At 44.6% G+C, this 21,810-nt stretch carries 14 protein-coding genes and 1 tRNA gene; 9 read left to right on the top strand and 6 right to left on the bottom strand.

What is annotated here, in order from left to right; translation table 11 throughout:
• The first annotated feature begins 357 nt into the window (after window positions 1-357).
• Window positions 358-2,133: an ATP-binding protein gene (locus QUA45_RS16375; RefSeq protein ID WP_333221541.1), complete on the top strand. Its 1,776-nt coding sequence runs from the start codon at window positions 358-360 to the stop codon at window positions 2,131-2,133.
• A 367-nt stretch (window positions 2,134-2,500) separates the two neighbouring features.
• Here the strand turns inward: QUA45_RS16375 and QUA45_RS16370 are convergent.
• A tRNA-Leu gene (locus tag QUA45_RS16370) sits at window positions 2,501-2,585 on the bottom strand.
• Window positions 2,586-2,783: 198 nt separating this feature from the next.
• Between QUA45_RS16370 and ndhL the strand changes: the two genes are divergently transcribed.
• The 5 genes from ndhL (at window position 2,784) to QUA45_RS16345 (ending at window position 9,233) form a co-directional block, all read left to right on the top strand.
• Window positions 2,784-2,999: an NAD(P)H-quinone oxidoreductase subunit L gene (gene ndhL, locus QUA45_RS16365; protein ID WP_015179358.1), complete on the top strand. Its 216-nt coding sequence runs from the start codon at window positions 2,784-2,786 to the stop codon at window positions 2,997-2,999.
• A complete protein-coding gene (locus QUA45_RS16360) occupies window positions 3,000-3,305 on the top strand; it encodes a DUF3007 family protein (protein WP_333049826.1) in 306 nt (101 codons plus the stop codon).
• Between the two features lie 305 nt (window positions 3,306-3,610).
• A complete protein-coding gene (gene trpA / locus QUA45_RS16355) occupies window positions 3,611-4,408 on the top strand; it encodes a tryptophan synthase subunit alpha (protein ID WP_333097265.1) in 798 nt (265 codons plus the stop codon).
• Between the two features lie 494 nt (window positions 4,409-4,902).
• Window positions 4,903-5,508 carry a DUF6658 family protein gene (locus QUA45_RS16350; protein ID WP_333097263.1) on the top strand — a complete coding sequence of 202 codons (606 nt, stop codon included), beginning with the start codon at window positions 4,903-4,905 and terminating at the stop codon, window positions 5,506-5,508.
• 1,313 nt (window positions 5,509-6,821) lie between these two features.
• Window positions 6,822-9,233 carry an ATP-binding protein gene (locus QUA45_RS16345; RefSeq protein ID WP_333097312.1) on the top strand — a complete coding sequence of 804 codons (2,412 nt, stop codon included), beginning with the start codon at window positions 6,822-6,824 and terminating at the stop codon, window positions 9,231-9,233.
• A gap of 275 nt (window positions 9,234-9,508) precedes the next feature.
• Here the strand turns inward: QUA45_RS16345 and QUA45_RS16340 are convergent, their stop codons facing one another.
• The 3 genes from QUA45_RS16340 to QUA45_RS16330 all read right to left on the bottom strand — a co-directional run bounded on the left by QUA45_RS16340 (window position 9,509) and on the right by QUA45_RS16330 (window position 13,865).
• On the bottom strand, window positions 9,509-10,840 hold the full coding sequence (locus QUA45_RS16340; RefSeq protein WP_333221539.1) for a serine/threonine-protein kinase: 1,332 nt from the start codon (window positions 10,838-10,840) through the stop codon (window positions 9,509-9,511).
• A gap of 154 nt (window positions 10,841-10,994) precedes the next feature.
• Entirely contained in the window at window positions 10,995-11,990 is a 996-nt protein-coding gene (locus QUA45_RS16335) for a pentapeptide repeat-containing protein (protein WP_333097259.1), read from the bottom strand.
• 183 nt (window positions 11,991-12,173) lie between these two features.
• On the bottom strand, window positions 12,174-13,865 hold the full coding sequence (locus QUA45_RS16330) for a hypothetical protein (protein ID WP_333097258.1): 1,692 nt from the start codon (window positions 13,863-13,865) through the stop codon (window positions 12,174-12,176).
• 70 nt (window positions 13,866-13,935) lie between these two features.
• On the opposite strand from QUA45_RS16330, the gene QUA45_RS16325 reads away from it, so the two are divergent.
• Window positions 13,936-15,435 carry an NAD(P)/FAD-dependent oxidoreductase gene (locus QUA45_RS16325; protein WP_333097256.1) on the top strand — a complete coding sequence of 500 codons (1,500 nt, stop codon included), beginning with the start codon at window positions 13,936-13,938 and terminating at the stop codon, window positions 15,433-15,435.
• Window positions 15,436-15,853: 418 nt separating this feature from the next.
• On the opposite strand, the gene QUA45_RS16320 is transcribed toward QUA45_RS16325, so the two are convergent.
• Complete coding sequence (locus QUA45_RS16320; RefSeq protein ID WP_333221536.1) at window positions 15,854-16,864, bottom strand: leucine-rich repeat domain-containing protein; 1,011 nt, start codon at window positions 16,862-16,864, stop codon at window positions 15,854-15,856.
• Between the two features lie 178 nt (window positions 16,865-17,042).
• Here QUA45_RS16320 and QUA45_RS16315 point away from each other — a divergent pair, with 178 nt between their 5' ends.
• Window positions 17,043-17,501, top strand: a complete 459-nt coding sequence (locus tag QUA45_RS16315) for an ABA4-like family protein (RefSeq protein WP_333071127.1) — start codon at window positions 17,043-17,045, stop codon at window positions 17,499-17,501.
• 331 nt (window positions 17,502-17,832) lie between these two features.
• Here the strand turns inward: QUA45_RS16315 and QUA45_RS16310 are convergent, their stop codons facing one another.
• On the bottom strand, window positions 17,833-20,754 hold the full coding sequence (locus tag QUA45_RS16310) for a GAF domain-containing protein (RefSeq protein ID WP_333221534.1): 2,922 nt from the start codon (window positions 20,752-20,754) through the stop codon (window positions 17,833-17,835).
• 231 nt (window positions 20,755-20,985) lie between these two features.
• On the opposite strand from QUA45_RS16310, the gene QUA45_RS16305 reads away from it, so the two are divergent.
• Window positions 20,986-21,810: quinone-dependent dihydroorotate dehydrogenase (locus QUA45_RS16305; RefSeq protein WP_333221532.1), on the top strand; the 825-nt coding region annotated here is incomplete at its 3' end.

The raw sequence follows: 21,810 nt of genomic DNA, 5'->3' as shown, positions 1-21,810 counted from the left end.
AGCTTACGGATTTACTGACAGCGACGATATTTTAGCAAAAGTGCTGGAATTAAACCTAGAACTGGCAGAAAAAGAAAAACGGGGAGAACCGGTAGTTGGGCCTTGTGTCCCAACTGACTAAAAATACTAATTGCTGTAACCCTAAGTTTTGTAAATTTGCGTATAATCACATAGATTGTTGATAGAGATCACAAACACTCTAGTCTAAAAACAGAGATACTAGAGGAAGAGTTAAGTTTTGAGTTAAAGATTTCCAAATTCAAAATTAAACAATCAAAACAGCTTTCCGCCTTCAGCATAAGTGCATTCTGCTTTTCTTCGCTCAATTACTCCTAATTTGTTTGGGAGGAACTTCCCATGTTATTATTTACCCACAGTCAGTCCAAAAATAGCAAACTAGAGCAAAAGCACTATGCTCAAAAACATTTGTTACAAACTTCAACTATTAATCTAACTGGGCTAAAGGCAGAATGCAACCATTTGCGGATCGGCCAAAAAATTAGCTATGGCTATGCTTTAGCTATTGGCATAGCGATTTTGGGAACAGGTGCGGGACTGAGATTGGGAGACTACTTTCGCAAGCAAGCTTTAGTTCAGGTGAATGTTGCTGGGCAGCAGCAGCAACTGCTGCAAAATTTGCAAAATACCGTATTTGAAGCCCGATCGCGCGCGGCCAGGTTGCCAGTCCTTTTGGGAAACACTTTGGCGCTGAAATACGAACAAGATCGGTTTTTCGCGCAAATCCATCAGGCGAAAATCCTGATTTCAGAAATGGAATCTTTCGCACGAGAACATCCCGATAGACTAGCAACAGAAGAGGCAGCATTGCACGCTATATTGAAGAAATCTGCCCTCGTCATTGATTACTACGCTCAGCTAATTAAATTGCAGTTAAAAGAAGCGGAAGTTGGGAACTTGTCGCCCAACAGCATTGAGTCCGCACAGCTACAAATGTTGAGGACTAGCAGCGGCCAAGAGGCGATCGTACTAGATAACCTTGCTCAAAGTTTAACTGACCTAATTTCTACAGTAGAAATTTACAAACAGCAAGGAACCCAAGCATTAGAAGAAGCTGGAAGTTTGCGAAACCGAATTATTCTCGGAAGTATGCTAATTTCAGCACTCATCGCCGCCACACTGGCGGACAAAACCAGCCGCGCGATCGCCCAACCCCTCGAAACCGTTACTAATGTGGCTCAGCAAGTTGCTCGCGAATCGAATTTTAACCTGCAAGTACCAGTCACAACAGACGACGAAATCGGAGTTTTAGCGGCTTCTTTCAATCAATTGATTCAGCGAGTTAGCGAGTATACACAAGAACTCAAACAAACTCAATCCCTATTAATTCAGACCGAAAAAATGTCATCTCTCGGTCAAATGGTTGCAGGGATAGCCCACGAAATCAACAATCCCGTCAACTTCATCGGTGGCAACATTGACTATGCCAACCAATACATCGAAGATTTGGCAGGTTTGGTAACTCTCTATCAAGAATACTATCCAAACCCACCAGATGCCATTCTAGAACGCATCGAAGACATTGAACTCGAATTTCTCAGAGAAGATTTGCCAAAAACCCTCTCTTCCATGAAAATGGGAGCCGATCGCATTCGCGAAATTGTCGTATCCATGCGGAATTTTTCGCGATCGGACGACGGAAAAATGAAATTAGCCGACATTCACGAAGGAATTGATAGCACCCTCGTCATTCTCAACCATCGCCTCAAACAAGGTATTCAAGTTATTAAACAATACGGCAATTTGCCTGCGGTTGAGTGCTATCCCGCGCAACTGAATCAAGTATTTATGAATATTATTTGCAATGCAATAGATGCGCTGGAGGAAGTGAAAAAGGCAGACAAAGGCTATTCGCCAACCATTTGGATTAGCACGGAAGTTACAGCCGACAATACTGTCACCATCAAGATTCGGGATAACGGGCCCGGAATTGCCTCCGCCAGTGCCCAACAGATATTTGACCCATTTTTTACTACAAAGTCGATCGGCAAAGGTACTGGATTGGGATTGGCTATTTCCTATCAAATCCTTGCCAAGCATCAAGGCAAAATTGAGGTAAATTCTCAAATAGGACAGGGCACGGAATTTGTGATTACTTTGCCAGTTGCTGCGTAACATAACGCGGGGCGGGATGAAGATAAAAAATCGGTTCCCACCGTCGCAGAATTTCCCAAACCAGCCGATTTGCTCAACCAGTTGAATACCAGACGTAAAAAGTCCGGGGCGAAGTTGGCAGATATAGAGGCGGTTTGAGAAATACTAGAAAACCATTAGCCTGAAAATTGAGCGAAAAACACAACGATTGGTGACAATAAATCTGAAACCGTTGAATCATATTGTTTTCGGTTGCACCGGAATGATACCGAGGACCGGGCACTGCCATGTCCTCTATATCATGTCGCTCGTCCAACCGGAAACGATATCAACAGTCAACAATCATTCCGGTGCAACCAGAATTGATATCACAAATGATTGAAATGGATGGGGGCGGAGGGACTTGAACCCACACGACCGTTTCGGGTCAACGGATTTTAAGTCCGTAGCGTCTACCATTCCGCCACGCCCCCCTTTGGTCAAGCTGCTGTGGTTTTGAGCCACTAAGAGCAACAGCCTTTTATTCTACAGCCAAAACCCCAATTTACGCAACCCCTAATCAAAAAATTCCCAAAAGTCGCGCTGGATCTCCCCAAGCGGTACAATAGTTAACCAGCTAACGGAGCGTGTCAATCGACTTACCCGTGTTATTATTCCCCTAAAGCAAATCTATGTATATTACCTTACTGCTTTACGCCGTCTTGGCAGGAACCTACCTCCTGGTAGTACCTGCGGCCACCTACGCTTACCTGAACAGCCGCTGGTATGTCGCTACCTCTTTTGAGCGCGGCTTCATGTACTTCTTGATGTTCTTCTTCTTCCCAGGTATGTTTCTCCTAGCTCCCTTTTTGAATTTTCGGCCCAAACGGCGGCAGATAGAAGCCTAAATGCGACGTATTGACGTAATTGGAATCAGTATCGGCTTTTTTGTAGCAGGTGGGTTTGTCTACTTGCTACTGCAATTTGCCGGACTCGACAGCATGAATGCAGGGATTTGGAGTCAGTTGTTTTTGGTCGCCGGCTTGATTGGCTGGCTGGTGACTTATTTATTTCGAGCGCTGACTCAAAATATGACCTACAGCCAGCAATTGCAAGACTACAAAGAAGCTGTCTTGCAGAAGCAACTGGATGAACTCACTCCGGAAGAATTAGCCAAACTTCAAGCCGAAATTGAGCAGGAAAAAGATAATTAGTCAACAGTCATTAGTTCTCAGTTATTAGTTATTAGTGAGCTATTAGTGATTAGTTATTAGCAATAAACTGTGAACTAATGACTGGGAAATAACAACTCATGAATAGTAATATTGACGGCTAACTAATGACTGATGACTGATATGACGTTCCCTAAAATAAGCGCGATAGGTTTGTAGTGAAAACTTCAGCCCGAGGAAGTCTTATGAGGAAGTAATTCCTCACTACAAACAAATTTGATTGCGATCTATCTATGGGAAATCCTATGTATGATGAGTGATAACCAATGACTGATGACTAATAACTAATGACTATTTCTAATTGTTTTGAAACGTTACGCAAGAACAATCAATGTGCATTGATTCCTTTTATTACTGCTGGCGATCCAGACTTGGAGACAACAGCTAAAGCACTGCAAATTTTGGATGATAACGGTGCAGACGCGATCGAGCTTGGCGTTCCCTATTCTGACCCGCTAGCTGACGGGCCGGTGATTCAAGCCGCTGCTACAAGGGCTCTACAGCGGGGAACGCGGTTAGATTCGGTGCTGGAAATGGTATCGAAAGTTAGTCCGAATTTGCGATCGCCCATCATTCTCTTCACCTACTACAACCCGATTTTGTACCGAGGTATAGAAACCTTCTTGCAGCAAATCAAAAGTGCCGGAGTTCAGGGATTGGTTGTACCAGACTTGCCCTTAGAAGAAGCAGACAGTCTCATCCAACCTGCCAACAAATTAGGGATTGAACTAACATTATTAGTTGCTCCGACAAGCCCCAAAAGTCGCATAGAAGCGATCGCTCGTCAGTCTCAAGGATTTATTTACTTAGTCAGCGTGACGGGGGTTACGGGAGTACGCGAAGGTTTAGAAACGAGAGCAAAAGAGTTGCTGCAAGAACTCCGCGCCGTCACCGACAAACCCATTGGCGTCGGGTTTGGTATATCGCAACCCGAACACGCTCGCCAAGTGAAAGAATGGGGTGCAGATGCTGCGATTGTTGGCAGTGCTTTTGTCAAACGCTTGGCCGAAGGAACTCCAGAACAGGGTTTAGAGGCGATAGGCGAATTCTGCAAGAGTCTAAAAACAGCGATTCAAAATGCTTAGCCACTGTAGAAATACTTTCAGCCATTAGACAGATGTGTGCGATCGGCACGTGCCGCCACAATTGCGATTAAAGACCTTGTTGTACTTGAGATCATACACCACCTTCCTTCTAGTTCCTGACTAGAAGGTTTTTTTTGAGCCGAACACGCAAAACATTTCAACATAGTGCGAGCATGGATAACCAAACAGCTATGTAGGGAAAGGACTTTGCCTTGTCCGGCGCGGGGTGTCCCGACTTTGAATAATTTATATAAGATGGAAGATTGTCCATTGCTTTATCCTTTGCCCTTTGTTCTTCTTCATTCTTTCTTCTTTATTCTTCCTTCTTCCTTCTTCGTTCTGCTATAACTTAAGGAATGTAACTTGGGATAGATGAAAAGCTACGGTTTCTATTCGTATACTTAAAAAAGTGTTTAAGTGCCTAATTTGGTAATGCTAGACATCTACAAAGCCACAAGGCATTTGAGCATCTCACAATAGAAAGGAGCATTTTTATGAACAGACTAACTGCATTTGTGAAAAAAATTCGAGCTGTACAAATCTTAACAGTGTTTCTGGCAGGCATTTTAGTATTAGTGAGTACCGCCTGCAGCCGTTCTGATATGATCGCAGGAAAAACAGCGGACCAAGTTAGAGAAGAAGTACCAAGCGGGGCTGTAACTTCCCAATACAAAGGCGGCATGAACGATTACAGCGATGTCGATCCTAGAAACAAAAAGATGACAACAACAGAAGCAAAAGCTCAGCTTCTCAAAGAGCAAGCGCAGCACCGCATTGACACTAAATCTAGCAACAATGTAGGCGAAAATGTACGGCGGGTAGCGGATGACGCGCCTGACAAACTCGACCAAGTTGGCCAAAAGGTGAAGGACGATGCTCGCACAGCCCAGCGCAAAGCTGATGACTTTGGCGACAAAACCAAACAAGGCTTTGCTAATCTTAAAGAAAACACTCGCGAAGGCTTGAAGGGAGCAAAAGATATTGTTAAAGAAGCCACGCAGGGAGCCAAAGAAAGAGCAGCAGAGGGGACAGAGTCTCTGAGATATGGTACCAGCGGCGGCCAAGAAAATATCAATGATGCAGCACGAGATGCAAGATAAAACGCTCAAGATGCCTCAGACAATATTTGCTAGAAAGTGAATCTAGATATTGACTGAACTCAACGAAGGGCAGAAAGAGCGACAGACGACTAATCTCAAATAACGCTGTTTCCTTTTGTGGAAGCTACATTCCGACACGGGTTTTAACCCCTGTCGGAATGTAGGTAAAATCAAGAGATTTTAGATTTTAGATTTTAGATTTTAGATTTTAGATTAAAGAATTGAAGCATTGAGCCTGCGGATAAATTCGGGGGCTTGTTTATCGGATACAGGTGTTTTACTTCTGGGTCCTGAGTCTGCTTTCGGAATGAATCCGGGGGCTTGTATCCTGGATGCTTTCGGTCATGTGAAGACTACTGCCTATTAATATTTGATTGGGTTTTAACCCCTGGGAGGGCTATTAGACCGGAAGTAGAGTGGAGGAGGGTTTCACCACAATGCAACGGCCCTGTCCTTTTCTAGCGGGGACTGGAATGCCACTTTTTTCACGACAGATTATTTATAATTTCTATACATTATATTTAGATTTTTTAAGGTAATAACTTTTTGACCGGCTTCGCGGAAACTTGGGCTATCGAGCTATATTAAATTTAATTAATTAGCACGTGTATTTTTTAAGACATAATACGGCAGTGTTTTTACGGTATTTCGCATTCATTTAATCGCAATTGAGATTAACAACAGAAACTTATACGTAAGTAAAAAGCTTTAATCGCGATCGGCAAAGTATAAAATGTTGTTTAACAGATAATGGGATTTTTTGATCTACATCTCGAAAATTATGCTGTTTATGCCCTAAGATATATAGACTAAGTTTTGTCAAGTTAATGTCTGGGTTGAGGTCAGCCGATATGGACACAATAATAAATGCAGTGGATTTGAATACGGTAATACCGGGCTATCGCGCGATCGCTCAATCGTACACAGATTCTCGATCTGCTATCGATAGGTTCAGGCGCGACAAAGACCGACAACCTGCCGCGGAAATTCTCAAACCTGCGCTATTGTGGCGGAGGATTTGCGGGAGGCGGTTCTGCCACAATCCCAAAAAGTTGCATTAGCGATCGTTAATTGCATCGGTAAAAATAGTCCTCAACCGAACAGACATTCTCGACGAACTCGAACGCAGACCGATTATTTACAAATACCTTAAACCTTCCAATCTTTCAATTGATTTTACCTGTTACCTGCTAGATGGAGGTGTATAAGTTTTAGCAAAAAGAGGCCACGGATTCGGGATATATTCGAGCCGTAATCCGCAGCCTATCGACAGGCGAAATGGAGGCAAACCTTATCTTGGGAATAGTGTTTTGATGCTAGTAACGATGATGCACGACTTTTATGATGCACTGGCACATTTGGCAATCTATGCAGATGCCGCACCGGCGGAGCGCCAACAAATCTTGAAGCGCGTTGGGGCTAGTCAGAAAAAACTCAAAGAATTCGCCCACCATACACCGATCAATTACCAACACAAGTTCGATCTGGTTGAGGCAGAATTGCTGGGTGTTTTGGGACAGACAGCAGAAGCCATGGAGCTTTACGATCGAGCTATTACCGGAGCTAAAGCTAACGAATATATCAATGAAGAAGCTCTGGCTTGCGAACTCGCTGCTAAGTTTTACCTGTCATTAGGAAGGGAAAAAATTGCCCGACTATACATGATAGATGCCTATGATTGCTATGTCCGTTGGGGAGATAGATCCAAAATTGATGACTTAGAAAAACGTTATCCTCAATTATTAAAACCGATTTTAGAAACCGCAAAACTCCCTGAACATCCATTAGCAAATTTTTCAACATCTGCTGGGCAAAATCAATCGATTCATCAATCCATTCATCCCTCCATTCATCCGTCTGTTTCGGCGAGCGTCTCTGATTTCGGAAATTTTTCCACAGTGCTCAAAGCTTGTCAAGCGCTCTCTAGTGAAAGAGAACTCGATCGACTAATTGCTAAACTGATGCAACTGGCGATGAAAAATACAGGAGCTGACAAAGGAGCGCTGATTTTGTCAAACGGCAATCAATGGGAAATCGCGGCTACCAGCGCGCTCGACAATTCGGGACTCGAGTGGGCGATCGACTTATCATCCGCAAAACTCAATGAAAATAGCGATATCTTGCCCCTCAAAATTGTTGACGGCGTTAAAAATTTATTGAAACCTGTGATTGTTCGGGAGCTCGCTCAACAACATGATTGGGATTCCGACTCCTACATCCTGAAATACCAACCGCAGAGCCTGTTGTGTTGGCCGATTCTCGATCGAGGCAACTTAGTCGGCATTTTGTATCTGGAAAATCGCTTAACCGCAAAAGTTTTTACCCGCGATCGCCTCCAACTTCTCAATCTCCTGTGTTCCCAGGCAGCCATCTGTTTGCAAAATGCTCTGCTATATAAAAAGTATCAGGATTACAACCAACAATTAGAGCGATCGCTAGTACAAATTAGCCGAACCGAAGCTCAGCTTGCCGATCAGAAAAAAATGCTCCAAGCAATTCTTGATGTCGCTCCGATTTGGATTTGGATGGTTAATCCCAGTGGTAAAGTACAGTTTTTGAACAAAACCTTTTCTCAAAATGTGGGCGTGCCTGTGAGCGCTTTCCTAGCAGTCGATCATTACAAAGATATACTGGGAGAGGATGCAGCGGGGTGTCTGCTTTCAGATGCCGCCTGCCTTGCCCAAGATTTGCCGCATTACTCCAGCGAATCTCTCAGATTTGTTGACGGTAAACTACACTATTTAGAAGTCACGAAAGTGCAGCTAAAAAATTGCCAAGGTGAGACGATCGGGATTATTGGTTTGGGTGTTGATGCCACCGATCGCAAGCGAGCAGCGGAACTTTTGCAAGAGCAAAACCAACAGCTAGAACAAACTTTAAAAGATTTACAGCAAGCGCAACTGCAACTCGTGCAAAACGAAAAAATGTCGGCTTTGGGCAATTTAGTCGCCGGAGTCGCCCACGAAATCAACAATCCGATAGGGTTTATTTCTGGGAATTTGAGCGAAGGTAAAAGAAGTTTAGAAGATGTTATAGAACACTTAGAATTGTATCGCTCCGCTGCATCGCAATCGGAAATAGCAGACCACGCCGAAGAGATAGACCTCGATTATCTTTTGGAAGATTTACCGAAGATGATTGATTCAATGCAACTGGGCTGCGAGCGCATTTGCAGCATCAGCAACAGTTTGCGTACCTTCTCCCGAGGCGACAAAGACTACAAAGTTCCTTTTAATATTCACGAAGGCATTGATAGCGCTGTTTTAATTTTGAAACATCGCCTGAAAGCAAACGAACACCGCCCGCAGATCGAAGTAATAACTAAATACGGCAATCTCCCTAAAATCGAATGTTTTCCGGGTCAATTAAATCAAGTTTTCATGAACCTGCTCGCCAATGCGATTGATGCCTTAGAAGAGTCAAATTTAGGACGCAGTTTTAGTGAAGTTGTCGCAAATCCAAACCGCATCACGATTGGCACTGATGTACTGGGCGAAGGACACATTAAAATTAAAATTGCTGATAACGGTATCGGGATGAAAGAGGAAGTGAAACAGCAGATATTCGACCATTTGTTCACGACGAAAGGTGTCGGCAAAGGAACTGGATTGGGGTTGGCAATTGTCCATCAGATTGCGGTAGAAAAACATGGCGGAAGCATCGAGGTGGATGCGGAGCCTGGAGTGGGGACTGAGTTTGCGATCGTTTTGCCTGTGAAGGGATAAATTTTAATTAAAATTAAATGTTTTTTGGGCGATCGCGTAATAAGATATACTGACTTTGATTGGGGTCTTTTTTTGAAAGCGTTGGCATAACTCTTTTAAAGTAGAATCATTTTTTTGATCGAGCAGTCTGGTTTACAAGCTGTTGCTACTGTACTTAATGAACCTGGAATATGCTGTATTTTAGACCCCCTATAGGTGAGTGCGTGACCGATTTTTAGTTGCGAGATGTCTATTATACAAAAAAATTAATCACCAAGGCTTCGCCCTATAAAAATTTATCTTAAATTTAACCAATCTTGAATTTCTTGCGCTAACCAAGCCGCCTCAACCTCTGTCACATTTGTTGCTAAAGTATAAAAGTAAGTTCCCCTCTCGTTACCTGAACGAATCCTGATTTGATTTCCCTCAGCCAGGGTATATATAAAAGTACCCAAAATTTCCGAAATTTCCCCAGTTTGTTGTAAATAACTCCAACCAAATATCTGATGTTCCAGTTTAAAGTAGTTCCGATTAAATGTAATTTTATTACCCTTGCCCAAAATCTTACCTAAGAGACTTGCTAGAATCGTAAACAATACTAATCCAATAGGTAAATTTACTGTTAGAGAAAATACTAAAATCATTGGCCCCGTTAGCAGTAAAAATAATATTCCTCCAACAGCAACTGAAAAAGGCTTTCTGACTAAACTAGAGGGAATTTTAATGTTTAACTCCGTCGCTGATTTGCTAACTTGAATGCGACAGTGACGCGGTTTAGCAATTTTCCAAACAGTCGGAATTTGAAGATTAGCCCCTTGTATTTTTCCCGATAAAGCTGCTAAAGCCTCTCTAGCATTACTGAAACGCTTTTCTAAGGCGATTTCCGTCATCTTCTCAATCCAGCTTACCAAACTGGGATTCACACTCACGCGATCGCTAAACTGAATCCGAGAATCTTTCTGTGGCAAATCCGCAGGAGTCATCCCCGTTAACAAATGAATTAAAGTAGCTCCCAAAGCATACAAATCCGAAGCCGCCACCGCCCGCCCCCAAAATTGTTCTAAGGGTGCATAGCCACTCGTTCCTACCACTGTAAACGTTACACCTGTCACCGCCGCTTGAGCTTGTACCGCACCAAAATCTACTAGATAAACGTGCCGATCTTCCCCCCAAATTAAATTACTCGGCTTAATATCTCGGTGCAAAACTTGGGGACTTAATTCATGCAAATAAATTAAAATTTCCAGCACTTCAGTGGCAATTTTTCGTACTTGTTTTTCTGAAAATCTCTGGCCTTTTTCTAACAATTCCTGAAGTGAAAATCCCGGAATATAATCTTGCACTAATCCAAACCAAGGCAATCCTGCTCCGGCTTCCCGCTCTAGGGAAAAATAATCTCGATAGCAAGGAATGCGGGGATGATTTAGCGCCTGCAAAACTTGTGCTTCTCTTTCAAAAAGCTTGAGTTCTTCCCAGTGCATTTCCGGGCTAAAAGCTAACATTTTCAGCGTTACCTGTTCTTGAGACTCTAAATCTACTGCTAGCCAAGTTTGATGACCGGCCGCTGTGCGTCCTAAACGCTGTTGCAATTGATAACGTTCTTGTAAAATTTTTCCTGTATCTAACACAGCATTGCCCTCCAGTTGTGAATGCTAAAAAATAGCCTTAACTATTAAATTAATGACTGCTCTCCTACCCAGCTCATTTTTACTCATAATTGTTAAATCACAGGGGCGGAGATTAACTCTTTTAGTGACAGCCTTAAATTCCTACTAGAAGTAATTACCCGTGCATTTCTCCATTCGGCATAATTGTACCGCGCCACTGAGCACCTGATAAATTAGCAGTGCTCAAATCTGCTCTAATCAAAGTTGTGCGGTGCAAAATTGCCTCCCGCAAATCTGTTCTAGCCAGGTAAGCATCAGTCATATCAGCTTCACTCAAATTTGCCTGATTAAAATTAGCTCGACTCAAATCAGCTCGCACCAAATTAGCTCGACTTAAGTCAGCCATGATTAAATTAGCATTGCTCAACTTAACATCAGTCATAAATGCACCGCGCAAATTAGCGCCAGCCAATTCAGCATCAAGTAACACAGCTCTTTCCAACTTAGCATTGGCCATTACAGCCCAGGAAAAATTTGTTTCTACCAAAGTTGCTTCAGTCAAAAATACGGCATCTAAAATAGCTTCGCTCAAATTTGCCTGAGTCAGATTTGCTTCTCCCAGAAATGCTTCAGTCAAATTAGCATGACTCAGATTAGCCTTAGTCAAATCTGCACCTTGCAAATTGACGCCCCGCAAATCTGCACCTTGCAAATTTGCACCCCGCAAGTTGGCACCCTCAAAAAGCCGCAGCTCCTTTCGCAAATTTGCACCCCGCAAGCACGCACCGCGCAAATCTGCACCTTGCAAATTCACACCTCGCATATCTGCATCGCTCAAATTTGCATCAATAAAAACTGCCAAAGATATGTTGGCTTTGCGAAAGTCTGCACCTTGCAAAGTCGCTCCGTGGAAGTCTGCATCGGACAAATTTGCTCCGCTCAAGTTGGCTTGATTTAAGTTAGCACCGCACAGCTTTGCCTTAGTTAAATTTGCGCGCTGAAGGTTAATTCGGCTTAGATATGACATCGCTAGGTTTGCACCGCAGAGGTCAGCACTGCTTAAATTGACGCCAATTAAATCGGCACCGCTCAGGTATACGCCTCGGAGATTCATACCTTGAAAATCTAGTTCTCCTGATGTATATCGCCTTAAAATTTCGCTGGCATTCATATTTGTTTTTGTTGTTAATTAGGTACAATCTGCTATTTCTAGACTGCTTAAATTTCTGTTCGCGCAGGCGGACTTAGTTTTTGTAGCCCCAGACTTGAGTATGAGAAATTTGATGAAATTTCTTGAATTTCAGTTGACGCAGGCCGACTTAGTTGGTGTAGCCTCAGACTTGAGTCGGGGCATTTAATGAGTTTGATTGACAAATTCTTGAGTCCAAAAAACTGTTTTGCTACCTAACTGTCGCCCGTGAATTTTCACATGAGTAAGATATTTGGATTTTAAAGTACACAGTTTTTTGTGAATGTAGGTAGCTGTCGCCTGTTGGTTTGGTAGTTCAGCAGACTCCAGAATTATATGAAGCCAACCATCTTTAAATCCCGCTGTAGCAACAATTCCTTTAGGCTGTAGCAATTGATTTATCAATTGGGCGATCGCCTTTGGTTTGCCTTGCTTTGCCATTTCCAGAAGCTGATACTGATTTGCTTTATGGCTAGAGTTTTCCTGCGGTATTTCTGAAATATCTTCGCTCAGGTTTTCTGGGATTTCCGAAGGATATTTACCGCTTTCTTTTGACTCCAATTCGCTCAAAATTTCCAGCAATTTATCGGTAAACTTCTGAACTTTCCCTACATACTCTCTGAGATTTTTATATTTCCAGTACAAACGCTCCTCTGCACTTCCCGCAGAAAACTTTCCGTTCAAAGCAGCTTCTAACTGGGTGAATATATTTTCTATTTGCGCCGTTGCGGAGTTAGCACTTTGACTGACTAATTCTGTCATTTCTTCTTCCAATTCCAACTTGCGTTTGATGGAATCGCTAATATTTATAATAACAGGAGCCGCCGGTTCTAAAATTTCGATAATAGTCGGCATTTCTGCAACTGGGAATGTTTCTACCATTTCCTGTCTGAACTCGGTAGCATAATTATGGCTGGTTTCGGGTTCTTTAAACTGTACATTTTCTGCCGTGTCCGGCACTAAGTAACTCTTTTGGGGGTCATAATGATAGTGAGGTGGAGCAGCTTGAAGGATGTGAGTAATCTCGCCTGGATCAAAATAATCGCTGGGCCTGTCAACCAGCTCGCTCTCTTCATAAACACTGTTGTTTAAATGTGTCTGATCGTAATCTTCACTAACCGAAGATTCGGCTTCATAGGATTCTTCCTGTTGCATTTTTGCGTAACAAGGATTCATCGCTTTGATGATTACGCTTGCAGCTTGGTCGTTTTCATCTCTGTTGTCGAGATTGCTAGCAGTTGTGTACAATCGAGATTCGAGTTCGGCTAGGCTGCCACAGACATTAAACAGTTGTCGCAGTAGATTGTCAAGTTCTTGAGTTTTCAGCAGTAGCCAATCGCGATCGCTAAAAGTAAACTCGTGATAAAGAGTAGAAAAAATTAGGATTTTCGCCCTCAGCGGATTTGTTTGCTGCAAAATTTTTTGTCTGACATCAAATAATTTTCCGGGGTTTCTTGCCCTTTCTTCGCTGCTGGGTACTTCCAAACTAAAGTGATCTTCAAATGCGGGAGCTTCCTGACCGCCAAAACTAGATATGTTTATTTCTAATTTGGTGAAATCTTCAAATTCATACAGCCTGCTAAGTTGACAGACTATGAGGTCTGCTACTAAAGCATACTCGGTTTTTTTATTAACCTTAGAGACTATATTATTTAAAACTGCTTCAATATCTTCTAACCTGCTGTATTTGGCGCACAGCTCTTCAATTAAAAGCCTTACATCTGCGCTGGCGAGTTGGGCCGGATCGTTTTCCCAGGACTCTTTACAAGCAAAAAATATTATTTTTTTTATGCGCGAGAGATTCACGTCTTGTTCTAATTCGCGAACAACTTCATCTAAAATAGATAAAGCTTTCATAGTTTTCCTCCCATAAAAATACCCTGTCAACACTCAGCAAGAAATAATACAATTATACCACATTTGATAAATGCAAGACTTTGATGCGATCGTCATTGGCAGCGGTATTGGGGGCTTAGTCGCCGGCTCGATGCTAGCTCGCTACGGCAAGCGGGTGCTCGTCTGCGAGAGCCACATCATAGCGGGCGGGGCAGCTCACAGCTTTTCGCGCCGGGGATTTCACTTTGATTCGGGGCCTTCTTTTTATTGCGGTTTGACTGACCCCCGGTCGTTTAATCCTTTGCGGCAAGTTTTTGATGTTTTGGAGGAATCGATCGCAGCAATTTCCTACGATCCGCTGGGGCATTACCATTTTCCAGAGGGAAGTTTGCCGATTTATTCTGATGCGAGAAGTTACTTAGATGCTGTAGCTAAGTTCGCACCGCAAGGTGCTGTAGAATTACAGCAATTTCAACAAAACTTATTAGTTTTGTATGAAGCTTTGCGTGGAATTCCGGCTTTAGCGCTGAGATCCGACTGGCAGTTAATACCTGTTTTGCTGTCTCGGTACTCACCTGCTTTGCTGAAGCTGTTGCCGCTAGTAGGTGCGATCGCGGGTTCAGCAGGTTCCTTGATGGATCGGGACGTGCGCGATCCTTGGGTGCGGCGTTTGATCGATTTGGAATGCTTTTTGCTGTCGGGTTTGAAAGCGCACGGAACTGTAGCGCCGGAAATAGCTTTTATGATTGGCGAACGATCGCGCTGTGCGATCGAATATCCTGTAGGTGGCAGCGGTGCGATCGTCGATGCTTTAGTCAGAGGCTTGCAGCGCTGGGGAGGAAAATTGCGCCTGGGATCTCCCGTCGAGCAAATATTAGTTGAATCCGGCAAAACCACCGGCGTTCGCTTGAAAAATGGCGAAGTTATCAGCGCCCCAATTGTTATTTCAAATGCCACAATCTGGGATACTTATACAAAGTTACTGCGACCTGAAGATTTGCCGGAAAGCTACCGAAAAAACGCTTTGTCGATGCCCGCAGTAGACAGTTTTATGCACCTGCATTTAGGAATTAAAGCCGAAGGACTCGAAGGTTTAACCGGCCACCACGTTGTCGTTCACGACAGCAAGATTGACATTACAGTACCCGGAAATACTTGCATGATTTCGATTCCTACAGTGTGGGATGCAACTCTCGCGCCGCCGGGACATCACGCCGTTCACGCTTATACATTGGAACCTTACGAAGGTTGGGTATATGGCGAATTGTATCAGCAGAAAAAGCAAGAGCGATCGCAATCTCTGTTTCAAGCTTTAGAAAGAATTATACCGGATTTGCGATCGCGAATAGTCTTAGAGTCGATCGGCACACCGCTAACCCACGCCCGATTTTTGCGCCGATATCAAGGAACTTACGGGCCTGCAATTGCCGCCGGAAAAGGCACATTTCCGGGGCCGCAAACACCAGTCAAAGGCTTGTATCGGGTGGGAGACAGCACCATGCCCGGAATTGGCGTGCCCGCCGTCGCAGCATCGGGTATTTTGTGCGCGAATACTTTGGTAAATTCGGATGTTACAGCACAATTTTTGTAAGCGAATGAAGAAGGAAGTTCGGCAACGAGCAATGTACGGGATGAAACTGATGTAACGGATGTCAGGAAGAAGGCAGAAGGCAGAAGGGAAATTAACTGGTTTCCTGCCTCTGGCTGAGAACCGAGCTCCAGAGGCTCTGCCTCGCTTGCAAAAAACAGGAGGCAGAGCAATAGTGAAATGCGTTCCCAGCCAGAGCCATGGAACGAGGAAAAAACTACTTTTTACAAAATCTGCCTGTTCCCAAAACTGATTATCCACCAGCGGCAAAAGCGCCCATAATTGCGATCGACAAAGCCAAACCTGGCAACAGCAGCAATCCTAACATTAAAGCATCGTGTCCGCTCATCACTTTCTCCTGATATTGACTTTTGACATTATACTCTATAAACTGCCATCTTGCCTCGACTTTAATAATTAATTAAAACCGGCATATAGATTCAGGATTGACAGGGCAAATTTTATTAACAATGGGATTCCCGCGCAAGTCCAGGGTAGTTAACTTTTGCAAAGATTGCAGGGAACTGATATCAGAGATGTGATTGTTGTACAAGTCTAGTAAAAATAAATTATTTAAAGCTTGCAGCGCGCTGGTATCCGAAATCGGGTTGTTGAACAGATAAAGTTCAGTCAAATTAGTTAACGATTTCAGCGGACTGATGTCGGATATTTGATTGTTACCGAGGTTGAGTTCAATTAAATTAGTGAGCGATGTCAAAGGAGTAATATCTGATATTTTATTTTGGAATAAAACCAATTTATTTAAGTTAGTTAGAGCTTTCAACGGAGTCAGGTCAAATATTTCATTTCCGAACAGAAACAGCGTAGTGAGATTTTTTAAAAAAGTAAGCGGGGTGAGATCCGATATTTTATTATTGTAAAGGTAGAGTGTCTGGAGTTCAGTTAAATTTTCCAGAGGAGCGATATCGGAAATTTGATTGTTGTAGAGAATCAACGCATTTAAGTTAGTTAAGTTTTTCACCGGAGTGATGTCGGAAATTTTGTTGTCAAACAAGACAAGTGCGGTAAGATTAGTTAGATCTGCTAGGGGACGGATATCTGAGATTTGATTGGTATCGAGAACGAGTTGGGTCAGATTTATTAGAGATGAAAGCGGGCTGATATCTGATATTTGATTAACATCCACAATCAAAGTTTTCAGATTGATTAAAGATTGCAGGGGAGCAAGGTCAGATATTCGATTGCTGCCGAGAATAAGATTAGTAAGTTTAGTGAAAGAAGAGAGGGGACTGATATCGGTAATTTGAAGATTTTTGAGATTAAGTTCTGTTGTATTAGAAATCAGTTCGTTGGCTCGATCGCACTCGGTAGTGTCTGATATTTGCAACAGTATTTCTACCGTATGTTTGGCGTCGGGCGAGAGATTCTCTTTTTGCTTGCACCAATCGGAAAAGTTATTATAAGTTGTCATGTGCTGTGCTGGCTTAATCGATTTTAGATGCGAGATTTGAAATTTTAGATAAGTATAGCAATTCTATTTCATTTGTGAATGACATTTTTTTCTGCTTTTGATAAATTTCAGCAAAAATTGTGTAAAGTAATCTTAACGTCCTTAATTGAATTGCATTCGTAGGAGCCAAGAGCCAACTATGACACCCGAACTAATTTTTAATGCCGGTAATCTGTTCGTTGTGCCTTTCTGGGCAATTATGATTTTATTACCCAACTGGGGAATTACCAGAAAAGTGATGAATTCCTTTATTCCGTTTGCAGTCCTAGCCGTTTTGTACATATATTTGTTTGGTAGCAGTCTGACTGCGGAAAATGCGGCTGCTTTGTCGAATCCTAAGTTAGCAGATATTGCTAAGTTTCTGGGGGAAGAAACGGCGGCGGCTACGGGATGGATACATTTTTTAGTGATGGACTTGTTTGTCGGGCGCTGGATTTATTTGGAAGGGCAGCGGACAGGAGTTTGGACGGTTCATTCTTTAGCTTTGTGTTTTTTTGCTGGACCGATGGGATTGCTTTCTCATATTGTAACTGCTTGGATTACTCAAAGGTTTTTCCCAAATTCTGAGACGGCGGAAACTGTTACTTCATCGGTTTAGGCACAGGTTTTTAATACCTTGGATGTTATATCGCATCCGGTTGCATCAGAATGATTAAACAGCGAAGGCGCAAAGGACGCGAAGGAAGAGACAGAAGAAGATGCGGTTATTCCTTCGCGCTATGAGCGTCTTCGCGGTTCATTTAATCTTACGACCTAACAGAACTCGATCTAATACAAGCGGAGTTGATATCAATCATCTACTCTGGGACGCAGAACCTAATTATGTAGGGTGCACCTGAAGCACTTGACCGCTAGAAGTTGGGTAGGGGCTGGTTTATAAATACCTAGTATGTGAATTGCAGATAGGGTGAACTCGCCCCTACAGAATTTTAAGAATTGGCTAGGGGCAGCACTAAACGAGCCACAATTAAATTGTTTTCTAACATTTCTATAGAAAAGTTTCCCCCCATTAAGCGTACCGCTCGCTGACAAATTAAGAGATTTTGGACGATCGACCTATTGGAACTAGAAACCGCTAATATATCGGGTTCGGAACTGCCGTTGAAGGCAGCAATTAAGTGTCGATCGCACGCGCCGCTATCGATCACAGACAATTCTAACAAATCTTCCCCCAACAACTGAGAGCGAATCTCAATCTTGGCGCCAACGGCAGAGCGCCTGCAAGCCGCCGCCAGCAATTCGCACAGGATCAAATCGAGCTTGATGCTGTCCCCGCGAACGCTCAAAGTCTGACCCGCAGGCATCGACACAGCAGTTTCTCTGTGCACTTCCAGCAAGACTTTCGAGTGTTTGACCAGGGAGGCCGTTCGATCGAGCGATCGCCTCAGCCAAGCGCTCACAGGCACCGCATCTTGTCCGAATTGCAGCCGCCAATGTTCCTGTTTCAGCAGCAAATGAGTTGACCCCAAAGCATTGCCCATTTGCCGCAAAACCTGTTGGTAGCGCAAAGTTTTCAGAGCATCCTTTTGTTCCTTCACTGACTGGAAAATCGACTGACTCAACTCCCCCAACTCCTTCACCCCCGCTCCCACAGTGCGGTAAAACTCCTCAAAACGGCGCTGTTTGTACCAGTTGAGCAGCTCCAGATCCAATCGCTGCGACTCGCTTGCCGATTGCACCGCCAAATACCTGTGCCACCAAGCCAACTGAGACGCCATCGAGCTGAGTAAACTCACCGACAACTCCGACCACTGGCGGCCCGGAGCGTCCGCAGCCACCACAATGCCCGCCGGAGCGTGTTCTGGCGCAGTCCGCAGCGCCACCGTCAGAATCTCGCCAATTCCCGGACTGCGGAGCCACCGCTTCGTCGCCAGCGGCAGTTGGCTCGTGCTCTGTTGCAGCACGCCCGATTCTGCCAGGGTTTGTTGGATCAAGGCATCTGTTTTGACAGGAATCACCGCCTCGGGATTGAGGGCAAATACCGGATTGGCAGCTACCGTCGCCACGATGGAACCTTCCTCCTGACCCGGATTCCAAGTAATTACGGCGACTAAAGGACAGGAAAGTGTCTGGGAAACGTGTTGAGCAAAGTTACGATCGAGCTTTTGTAGCGGCAACTCTGGGAACATCGTCGGTAAAGCAGCAGGTATCTCTTGCTCAGATTGCTCATCAGGAGAATGGTGCAAAACCGCCAAACCCGATTTGAGCGATCGCTCAAATTGCTGATATTTGTCGATTGCCGAACTCTGCTGCCACGAGTGCAGGATCAATCCTAGTTGTTGGCTCACTAGCCGAACTAATTCTTGCTCAGATCGCCTCCAAGTGCGAGTTGCATTGTGTCCGACAACCAGCAAACCCTCGATCGATTTGCCATTGGCGATTTTCGATTTTAGATTGGGGTTGTCTCCCTCTTCCTTTTTCCCCCGAGTGCTCGATGCCAAAAGCGATCGCACCCCAGCTTCCCCCAACACTTCCCGCCAAGCGCCCAACCGCCGATCTTCCTCCCAATTTTCAATAGCTAGAGGTGCACTTTCTTGCAACAGCCCCACGTCAGCCACATCGAGGGCGTTGAGTGGCGACGGCACTGGCCTGCGATTGCGGGGCAGATTTTGGCAGACAATTTCAAAGCGATTTTGTTCTTCGCCGTACAGCAGCAGCAAAAAGTATTCGCATTTGAGCCGCTCGCACAACTGTTCGGCGGTATTTTTCAAAGTCGCCTCCCAGTCAGCATCGCTGTAGATGGCGCGAGCTATTCCGGCAGTTAAATCTCGATCGATCTCAGTTTGCTGAATCCTCTCCTCCATCTCCGACACAGGAGCCGTCAGAGCCACTAACTGCGCCACTCCCCGCAGGTAATGCTTTTCATTGTCTTGCCAAATCCGGGGCTCGCTGGCTTCGACTGCCAAAAATCCCAACAATTCTCCTTCTGAAATAATCGGCGCAGCCAACAGAGAGCGAGCGCGGATTTGCTGCATCAACCGCCCCGTAAGCTCAGTTTTCAGAGAACTTTGAGATTCACCGATCCAAACCATTTCTTCCCTGCCCAAAGCCTGATAAAATTCGCCCAAGTCTTGGACGGTGATGCCCGAAGCCGCTCGCGCCGGCCCGCCCAAACCCGGAGTAACTTCGCGGTTGCTGACTCGGCGCCAAAAATAGCGCCGCTCTCGCTCGAACCAATAAACATTGGTGCGCGTCGGCTCGATAAATTCGTGAGTTTGTTCGACAACCGCTTGCAAGTATTGGTCGAGCGATCGCAATTCCCCCAACTGTGAAATCAGCGCTAAAAGAGACTCATCTGGGTGTTTAACTTGTTGTCGCTGCCAGTCTTTTTCTATTTGGTAAAGAGCAGTTGCCAGCGCTCCAAATACGATCGCCAACTGCGTTTTTTCCCCCGACTTTGGCGACGCTCCCCACACGTCAGTGCCGAGCAAAATCACGCCGTAGCAGCGGTCTTTGTAGCGGAGCGGAAACAGAGTCGTGCCTTGAATATTGAAAGTTTGAGCTGCTTTGCGCCATTCTCCTGCTCGGTTTTCCGATCGCAAATCCGGGACTCCCACCGGCCGGAGCTGAATCACCACTTGTTCCAGCAAATCCCCTGGGCTGAGGGCAAACCGCTGTTTGAGAAAAGACAGGTCGCCGTTAGGAGTTATGCCACCTTTGCCGAACAATCTGTGGGCCTGTCGATCGTACAACCCGATCCAAATCAACCGCCAGTCAAATTCCGTTTCCAAGTAACCGAGTGTGGTCGAAAGTAGCACTTCAACGTTCTCCTCTTCTCGGAGAGTCTGGAGAACGCGCTCCAAGGTCGCGATTTGTTCGTCTAAATCCTTTGGTCTTTGCTGCTGCCCCATTTCCAAGCTTCCCCGCACCTTTGTCTAATTTAAAATTACTAACTTAAAAATTCAAAAAAATAAAATGCAAAAGAATCAACTTATAATATAATCGTCTCACTTATCCCTCAATCTCAAACATTGGATAAAGTCGATCGAAGTTGAAGTAAAAACTTCGCCTTCACTGTCTGCTCCTGAATATTTTTATTTCCCTTCTCATTTCTAATTTGTAAATTGCCCCAGTACAAATCATTGGATATTTATCAATCAAGTGTACGCCCGCTGTTGTTTTCTGTATTGAAAACCGATGCCGAGTGGCTGCACAACCGCACTCTCCAATTTCTCGAACTCGCAGCCAGAACCCAGTCAAACCCAGCAACCCGCCAAATGCTCTGGCAATTGCAGAAATCTTTGGGAGTCCAAGATTCTCGCCTCGAACAATCTTTGTGGGGACTGAGCTTTAACAATCCTGTCGGCTTAGCCGCCGGATTTGATAAAAACGGCGTAGCTGCCGATATTTGGGCAAATTTTGGCTTTGGCTTCGCCGAACTCGGCACTGTCACTTGTCAACCGCAGCCGGGAAACCCCCAACCTCGCTTGTTTCGCTTGACGGAGGACAGTGCAGCCCTCAATCGCATGGGATTTAACAATCAAGGAGCCGCGGCAATGGCAGCCCGGTTTCAAGCAGCACAGAAACAGTCAAAATTCGATGCCTCGCGCCCCATGCCTCAGTCTCGGTTCCCCTTGGGCATCAATCTGGGTAAATCTAAGGTAACACCGTTAGAGGAAGCCGCAGCCGACTATTTGGAGAGTTTTAAGCTGCTGAAAGATTGGGGCGACTATTTTGTAGTGAACGTTTCCTCTCCGAATACGCCTGGGTTGCGATCGCTCCAAGATGCTGCTGGGCTCAGCACAATTTTGGAAATTTTGCAACAAGAAAATCAGGGGATCAAGCCAATTTTAGTCAAGATTGCGCCGGATTTGGAGTCGGAGGCGATCGTATCAATCCTCGACTTAGCAAAAACCTACCAACTAGCAGGAATTATCGCCACAAATACCACCATCCGCCGCGACGGA

This window comes from Microcoleus sp. Pol12A5 (assembly GCF_036701435.1).
In the GTDB taxonomy this organism is placed as follows: domain Bacteria; phylum Cyanobacteriota; class Cyanobacteriia; order Cyanobacteriales; family Microcoleaceae; genus Microcoleus.
The sequence above is the reverse complement of the archived record's forward strand: the minus strand, read 5'-3'. Positions and strand labels throughout refer to the sequence as shown.